The sequence below is a fragment of the Clostridium sp. genome, assembly GCF_017888565.1.
In the GTDB taxonomy this organism is placed as follows: domain Bacteria; phylum Bacillota; class Clostridia; order Clostridiales; family Clostridiaceae; genus Clostridium.
The window spans coordinates 20,073-27,718 of record NZ_JAGHFX010000026.1; the positions used below are offsets into that span (position 1 = coordinate 20,073).

Sequence of the window (7,646 nt, forward strand, 5' to 3'; positions counted from 1 at the left end):
TAAGTACTTATAATGATTTATTAAAGAAATATAAAGAATGCAAAAAGAAAATGGAGATTAGAGAAAATCCAGAAAGATTCAATAAGGGTGAAATAAAAGAAAGGCATATATTAATTTGTGGAGGACCGGGATGTAAAGCTTCAAATGCTGATAATATCTTAAAGACATTTAATGAAGAAATAGCAAGATTAAATTTGCAAGAAAATGTGAAAGTTATAATGACAGGGTGTTTTGGATTTTGTGCAAAGGGGCCTGTAATAGAGATTATGCCGGATAAAGTGTTTTATATAAAAGTTGCAGAAGAAGATGTTAAAGAAATAGTAGAAAGTCATATTCTTGAAGGTAAAATTGTAGACAGGCTACTTTACCAAGATGAAGAAACTAAGAAAAGAATAAAAATAAAAGAAGAGATACCTTTTTATAAAAAACAAGTGAAAATAGCATTAAAGAATTGTGGAGTTATAGATCCAGAAAATATGTACGATGCTTTAGGTGTAGGAGCTTACACAGCGTTAGGAAAAGTATTAACAGATATGACTCAAGAAGAAGTTATAAAAGAAGTAAGTGAATCTGGACTTAGAGGAAGAGGTGGTGGAGGGTTTCCAACGGGTAGAAAGTGGGAAGCTGCTAGAAGAGCAACTGGAGATATAAAATATGTAATTTGTAATGCTGATGAAGGTGATCCAGGAGCTTTTATGGATAGAGCAATATTAGAGGGGGATCCGAATTCAGTATTAGAAGCAATGGCTATTTGTGGTTATGCAATTGGAGCTAACAAAGGATATATTTATATAAGGGCGGAATATCCACTAGCTGTTCATAGATTAAAAGTAGCGTTAAAGCAAGCAAGAGAAATAGGACTTTTAGGAAGAAATATATTAGATACAGGATTTGATTTTGATATTGAAATAAAGTATGGAGCAGGAGCTTTTGTTTGTGGTGAAGCTACAGCATTAATTCATTCAATCGAAGGCCTAAGAGGAGAACCTACAATGAAACCACCAAGAACTTCAGAAAAAGGATTATGGAAGAGACCAACTTGTGTTAATAATGTAGAAACATTTGCAAATATTAGTCAAATAATTAACAAGGGTGCTAAGTGGTATAGTTCAATAGGAGCAGAAAAATCTACTGGAACTAAGGTTTTTGCTTTAGCAGGAAACATAAATAATGTAGGGTTAGTAGAAATTCCAATGGGAGTGCCATTAAGAGATATAGTTTATGAGATAGGTGGGGGAATTATCAATAATAAATCGTTAAAAGCTATACAAACTGGAGGACCTTCAGGTGGTTGTATACCAATAGAATATCTAGATTTACCTATAGAGTATGATACTTTAACATCAATTGGATCAATGATGGGATCTGGAGGAATGATAGTAATGGATGAAGACAACTGTATGGTTGATATAGCTAAGTTTTATTTAGAATTTAGCGTTGATGAATCTTGTGGTAAATGTACTCCTTGTAGAATAGGTAATAAAAGAGTATTAGAATTATTAAAGAAAATTACTGATGGTAAGGCAGGAGAAAAAGATTTAGAAAAAATGAGTGAACTATGTGGAGTTGTTAAAGATACATCTCTTTGTGGACTTGGAGAAGCAGCGCCAAATCCAGTATTAAGTACTTTAAAGTTTTTCAATAATGAGTATAAGGAGCACGTAATAGATAAAAAATGTACTGCAGGAGTATGTAAAGGATTAGTAAAATATGAAGTTACAGATAGTTGTATTGGATGTACTAAATGTTTAAGAGCATGTCCTGTACTATCTATTAAAGGGAAGATAAGAGAAAAGCATATTATTGATATTGATAAGTGTATAAGGTGTGGCTTATGCTACGAAGCATGTCCGACTAAAGCTATTATAAAAACTAGCTTAGGAGGTGAATTTTAAATGGTAAGTGCTAAGATAAATGGAGTTAATATAGAAGTAGAAAGAGGGACTAGTATTTTAGATGCTGCAAAGATACTTAATATAAATTTACCTACATTATGTCATATGTATATGGTAGATGGGAAAACAAGAAATTGCAAGGGAACTTGTAGGGTATGTGTTGTTGAAGTAGAAGGCTGGGATGGACTAGTACCAGCATGTGCAACTGAAGTAAGAGCGGGAATGTCAATAAAAACAAACTCTTTAAAAGCTATTAGAGCAAGAAGGACTATAGTTGAGTTATTGTTATCAAATCATCCAAAAGATTGCTTAAATTGTGATAAAAATATGAATTGTGAGTTGCAAAAATTAGCATCAGACTTAGGAATAGATGAGAATAAATATGAAGGTGAGAAAGTAAAATTTGACTTAGATATTTCAGATGGCTTTGTTAGAGATAGAGAGAAGTGTATCTTGTGTAGAAGATGCGTAACTGTTTGTAATGACATTCAAAAAGTTCATGCAATAACAATAGCTAATAGAGGTTTTGGAACAAATGTATCCACATTTTCAAATGACTCAATAAATGAGACTAATTGCACTTATTGTGGACAATGTGTAGCTGTATGTCCTACAGATGCCTTAAGAGAAAAAAGTGACTATAAAAGAGTATGGGGAATACTAGATGATAATAATAAATATGTTATAGCCCAAATTGCACCTGCCGTTAGATATGCACTTGCAGAGGAATTTGGATTAGAACCAGGTGAATTATCAACAGGAAAAATTGTAACTGCATTAAAATTGCTATCCTTTGACTCTGTTTTTGATACTAATTTTGCAGCAGATTTAACCATAATGGAAGAAGCAAATGAATTTATAGAGAGATTTACTTTGGGTGAGAATTTACCGCTTATAACTAGTTGTTGTCCAGCTTGGGTAAGCTATGCTGAATATAATTATTATGAAAATATCAATCTTGTATCTAGCTGCAAATCACCTCAACAAATGTTTGGAGCTATAGCTAAAAGGTACCTTCCACAGGAGTTATCTATAAAAAGAGAGAATTTAGCAGTAATTTCTATTATGCCATGTATAGCTAAAAAGCATGAGGCAAATAGAAAAGAGATGAAGGATATATATGGTATAAAGGATGTGGATTTAGTTATAACTACAAGGGAGCTTGCTAAAATTATAAAAGAAGCTGGAATAGATATAGTTAATTTACATGATTCAGAATTTGATAATCCTTTAGGAATATCAAGTGGAGCTGGAACTATTTTTGGAACTAGTGGAGGGGTAATGGAAGCAGCTATTAGAACCGCTTATGAATGGATAACAGGTAAAGAATTAGAAAAAATAGATTTTGAAAATGTTAGAGGATTAGATGGAATTAAGGAAGCTAAAATAGATTTAAATGGAAAAGAAATTAATGTAGTAGTTGTTAGTTCATTAGGAAATGCTAAAAAAATAATGGATGAAATTAAATCTGGAAATTCAAAATATCACTTTATTGAGGTAATGGCTTGTCCTGGAGGGTGTATTAATGGAGGAGGTCAGCCTTTTATAAAGTCAAATAGAGATATGTTGAAAAAGAGAATGGATGCAATATATAATGAAGATAAAAATAAGATTATTAGAAAAGCTCATGATAATCCTATGATAAGAAAGTTATATAAAGATTATCTACAAAAGCCAAATAGTTATATTGCACATAATATTTTACACATAAATTATAAAAGGAGCTGATTTAATAATATATATAATAAAATTAAGTATGTTATTAAAAATATTAAGATTTAATTATATAATATAAAGGGAAACAATAAGTTTCCCTTTTATTCTAATGAAATTAATTAGAAAAAACAAAATATTGGGAAAAATATCAAATAAAACGTTTTAATTAGAAAAAACTATGGAAAAGAATAACATATGATAGTATAATTAATATGTAAACAAAAAATAACAATTTTTTTTAGAAGTATATTGATTTATTAAAGATATTATTGAAAGAATAATAATGGAAAGGACAATATATGATTGAAACAATATTAATTTCGTTAATATTTTGTAAAATAAAAAAGTTAAAAATAAAGCCTTTATTTAAAAGTTGGGCTATATATCCAGTTTTATTTATGGAAATAGTTTATTTTGTCGTACAAGCTAATATATTCATGGAGAATTATGAAGTCATTAAGTATGTAGGGATATTAAAATCTATATATTTATGTTCATATTTACCATTAATTTTTACATTTAGGCAGTATATAGCGGCAATTATTGGGTCTGTTTTTGTTATAATTGGAGGAATATTAAATGATATAGCAATTTCAGCTAATAATGGATTTATGCCTGTTTTTCCAACATTATCATATTTAACTGGATATGCGAAGACGGATGCCTTTAATAAGGTAAATGATATACATATATTAGGTGATTCTACTACTAAATTGAAATTATTAACTGATATATTTGATATTGGATATAGTGTTCTTAGTATAGGTGATATTTTTATTAGAGCCTATGTATTTATTATAATTTATAATGTAGTAAAACATTTAAATATAACAAAAGAGGAAATAAGTTAATTAGTTTTATTAAATAACTTATAAGAAGGAGATAAGACATGTTAAAGTTACAACCAATAGAATTTTTATTAAGGACAATACCAGAAGGGTTTCTTTTTATATTTGCAATTTATGTTTTTTCAGAATTAAAGATAGATAGAAAAAAGTATATAATATCTAGCTTAATATTTTCTAGCTCAGTGTATATAATAAGATTACTTCCTATAAATTATGGAGTACATATGATCCTATCAGTATTAGTTCTATTGTTTATAGCAATAGTATATAATAAAGTCGATGCAATTCATTCAATAAAAAGTATAATAATCTTGTATTTAATTCAATTAATAGCAGAAGCAGTTAATGTTTTGATTCTTAATTTAATGAAACTTGATTTAGATATATTGTTTAAAGATCCAGTAAAAAAATCGATTTTAGGATTGCCATCAATAATTATTACATTAATAATAATTATTATATTTTATATAATAAATAAGAAAAGAAGGAAGCTTAAAAATGAATTTAGAGTTAATTTGTAAGAATATATCTAATAGTTTAAAAAATGAATTGAATTTAGATGAAGATAAAAGAAGCATTATAGAATATGGATTATATGCTGTTTTACATATGATAATATCAATATTACTAGTAGGGATATTTGGTAAGATATTAGGTGTAATGTTTGAAGCTTTAATTATATCATTTGTTGAAGCTGTTTTAAGAAAATATTCTGGTGGAGTTCATGCAAGCACTCCATTTAATTGTATTGTATTGGGAATTATAGTTGCAGTATTACCTGCATATCTTATTAAAAATATTAATTTAAATATTATTTATATAATTTTTGTAGGTGTAATTATATATATTGCTTCATTAAGTATTATTTATAAGTTAGCACCGGTAGATAGCCCTAATAAACCAATAAAAAAGGAAGAAAAAATAAAAAGATTAAAAAAGAGGTCTATTATAATATTATCTATTTATATGATTATAGTAATTTGTAATTTAATAATGTATTATACAAGTAAAAATAATATTTTTCTAATTTATTCTACTTGTATATATGCAGGTATATTATGGCAAGTATTTACTTTAACTAGATATGGTCATATTGTAGTTAATATATTAGATTCTTTATTAATAAAAATTTTAAAAATGATAGGAGTTAGAAAGAAATGAAGAGATTAAACAACAAAATTTTAATGGCAGTTGCTACTTTTGCTACAGTTATTGCTTCTGTAGTATCTACTTCAGCTTGCTTCTGGTCAGTATATCAACCAGAAGAGCCAAAAGCTTTAAGAGATGAATAACTAAATAAAGATCGGATTTATCCGATCTTTATTCAAATTACTATGAGGTGAACAATTTGAATAAAATAAATAAGAATAAACTAAAACAAATAAATGATATGGTTTCAATAGTAAAATTGGCATCATTAATGTTCACAGCTATTATATTTTTTCAATATATTTTTAATGATAATGAGTTTTTAAATAATTTGGTATATCAACAAATTATATTTATCGCATTGGGAGTTGTAATGTTATTATTATTAGGAATATATCTTGTATGGTCATTTTCAATGAATGACAGAATAAATAAACATAGGTATCGCAAGATTATATTTATAGAGAATTTTGTTTTTATAGCAATATTTTTTATAGCAGTAATATTATCAGGATCTTATGAAAGTGAATATAAATATATATTTATATTTATAATAACTAGTTCTACTATACAGTTAGGTTTAAAAAGGGGAATAACAGTTGCTTTTATTTCTTCCATTTTATTATTAGGAATGGATATTTTTTGTTTTCCGAATACAGGAACAGTTAATAAATACTTTCAAAATGATTTAATACTATCTGGTATTTTTCTTCTTACAGCTTGGCCTTTAGGATTCTATGTTAAGATTGAGGATGAACACATTAATAGGCTGGAAGAATTAGTAAATAAGGACGGATTAACAGGAGTATATAATCATAGATATTTCCATGATGCATTGAAAGAGAAAATAACATTATCAGAGAAGTATAAAGAACATACTTCTATGATATTTGTTGATATAGATTATTTTAAGCATTATAACGACCTATATGGACATCAAAAGGGAGATGAAGTTTTAAGAACTATAGGCGATATATTAAAAAATAATATAAGAGAAGGTGATATTGCAGCTAGATATGGGGGAGAAGAATTTGCAGTGATATTACCAAACACTACAGAAGAAGAAGCTTTGTCATTAGCAGACAAATTGAGATTAACTATAGAAAAAGCTAAGTTTTATGGAGAAGAAAATCAACCAAGGGGAGTTTTAACAGCTTCTATGGGTGTTTCTGTTTATCCAGACAAAGCTAAAAGTGATATAGAACTTATAAAGAGTGCTGATGATGCATTATATAGAGCAAAGTTCTTTAATAAAAATAGAGTTGAGACTTATACTTCTATATTAGATGAGCTTAAAAATGACATAGATGAAAAAGATATAGAATTAGTTACATCAATTAAAACTCTAATAAGTGTAATTAATGCTAAGGATAGATATACATATGGACATTCGGAGAGAGTAGTCTTATATAGTAGATTGTTAGCAGAAAAGTTAAAGCTAAATAAAATTGATACGGATAACTTAATATATGGAGCTTATATGCACGATATTGGAAAGATAAATATAGCCCAAGATATATTAATGAAAAAAATGCCATTAACGGCGGAAGAATGGGAGTTATTAAAGCAGCATCCAGAAAGTGGAGTTGAAATAATAAGACCTGTAAAATCATTAGAGAAGATGGTGCCAATTATATTGCATCATCACGAGAAATATAATGGAACTGGTTATCCAGGTGGATTAAAGGGTGAGGAAATACCTTACTTATCTAGAGTTCTTACTGTTGTTGATAGCTTTGATGCAATGACTTCAAATAGACCTTATAATCAAAGAAAAACATATGATGAAGCCATTATAGAGTTAAGAAAATTTAGTGGGAGTCAATTTGATCCAATTATTGCAGAGAAATTTATAGAAGTAATAAAAGAAAATAAAGATAAGTTAGATAATCTTATTTAAGTGAGGGGAGTGATATAAACTGGTCCCTATGTCAAGGACATTTTAAAAAAGAGAGTTAGGAAGCTAAGAGCTGATTTCTGTATTGAACAGGAGTCAGCTTTTTTAAGTTCCACTGACAACGGTCATTATTATAATAAT

The 7,646-nt window shown here is 28.1% G+C and carries 8 protein-coding genes; 7 read left to right on the top strand and 1 reads right to left on the bottom strand.

Features of this window, described 5'->3' with window-relative positions; all coding sequences use genetic code 11:
• Positions 1-50 precede the first annotated feature (50 nt).
• The 7 genes from J7M87_RS04805 (at position 51) to J7M87_RS04835 (ending at position 7,508) form a co-directional block, all read left to right on the top strand.
• Positions 51-1,895 carry an NADH-ubiquinone oxidoreductase-F iron-sulfur binding region domain-containing protein gene (locus tag J7M87_RS04805; protein ID WP_291649222.1) on the top strand — a complete coding sequence of 615 codons (1,845 nt, stop codon included), beginning with the start codon at positions 51-53 and terminating at the stop codon, positions 1,893-1,895.
• Entirely contained in the window at positions 1,896-3,623 is a 1,728-nt protein-coding gene (locus J7M87_RS04810; RefSeq protein ID WP_291649210.1) for an NADH-dependent [FeFe] hydrogenase, group A6, read from the top strand.
• A 287-nt stretch (positions 3,624-3,910) separates the two neighbouring features.
• The gene (locus J7M87_RS04815; protein ID WP_291649212.1) at positions 3,911-4,462 is read left to right on the top strand and encodes a DUF5317 family protein; all 552 of its coding nucleotides are present in this window, start codon (positions 3,911-3,913) and stop codon (positions 4,460-4,462) included.
• A 38-nt stretch (positions 4,463-4,500) separates the two neighbouring features.
• Complete coding sequence (locus J7M87_RS04820) at positions 4,501-4,980, top strand: hypothetical protein (RefSeq protein ID WP_291649214.1); 480 nt, start codon at positions 4,501-4,503, stop codon at positions 4,978-4,980.
• Complete coding sequence (locus J7M87_RS04825; protein ID WP_291649216.1) at positions 4,958-5,620, top strand: accessory gene regulator B family protein; 663 nt, start codon at positions 4,958-4,960, stop codon at positions 5,618-5,620. The genes J7M87_RS04820 and J7M87_RS04825 overlap by 23 nt, the downstream gene beginning before the upstream one ends.
• On the top strand, positions 5,617-5,751 hold the full coding sequence (locus J7M87_RS04830) for a cyclic lactone autoinducer peptide (protein ID WP_291649218.1): 135 nt from the start codon (positions 5,617-5,619) through the stop codon (positions 5,749-5,751). Before J7M87_RS04825 ends, J7M87_RS04830 begins: the two co-directional genes overlap by 4 nt.
• 56 nt (positions 5,752-5,807) lie before the next feature.
• Positions 5,808-7,508: a diguanylate cyclase gene (locus tag J7M87_RS04835; protein WP_291649220.1), complete on the top strand. Its 1,701-nt coding sequence runs from the start codon at positions 5,808-5,810 to the stop codon at positions 7,506-7,508.
• 55 nt (positions 7,509-7,563) lie between these two features.
• Here J7M87_RS04835 and J7M87_RS04840 read toward each other — a convergent pair.
• Positions 7,564-7,646, bottom strand: an 83-nt coding sequence (locus tag J7M87_RS04840) for an IS3 family transposase (RefSeq protein ID WP_291649224.1), incomplete at its 5' end; no start/stop codon positions are given.

Excerpts from the sequence above, each read along its gene's own strand:
- J7M87_RS04820 (WP_291649214.1), top strand. The coding sequence starts at position 4,501 with ATGTTAAAGTTACAACCAATAGAATTTTTATTAAGGACAATACCAGAA.
- J7M87_RS04825 (WP_291649216.1), top strand. The coding sequence starts at position 4,958 with ATGAATTTAGAGTTAATTTGTAAGAATATATCTAATAGTTTAAAAAAT.
- J7M87_RS04815 (WP_291649212.1), top strand. The coding sequence starts at position 3,911 with ATGATTGAAACAATATTAATTTCGTTAATATTTTGTAAAATAAAAAAG.
- J7M87_RS04805 (WP_291649222.1), top strand. The coding sequence starts at position 51 with ATGGAGATTAGAGAAAATCCAGAAAGATTCAATAAGGGTGAAATAAAA.
- J7M87_RS04810 (WP_291649210.1), top strand. The coding sequence starts at position 1,896 with ATGGTAAGTGCTAAGATAAATGGAGTTAATATAGAAGTAGAAAGAGGG.
- J7M87_RS04830 (WP_291649218.1), top strand. The coding sequence starts at position 5,617 with ATGAAGAGATTAAACAACAAAATTTTAATGGCAGTTGCTACTTTTGCT.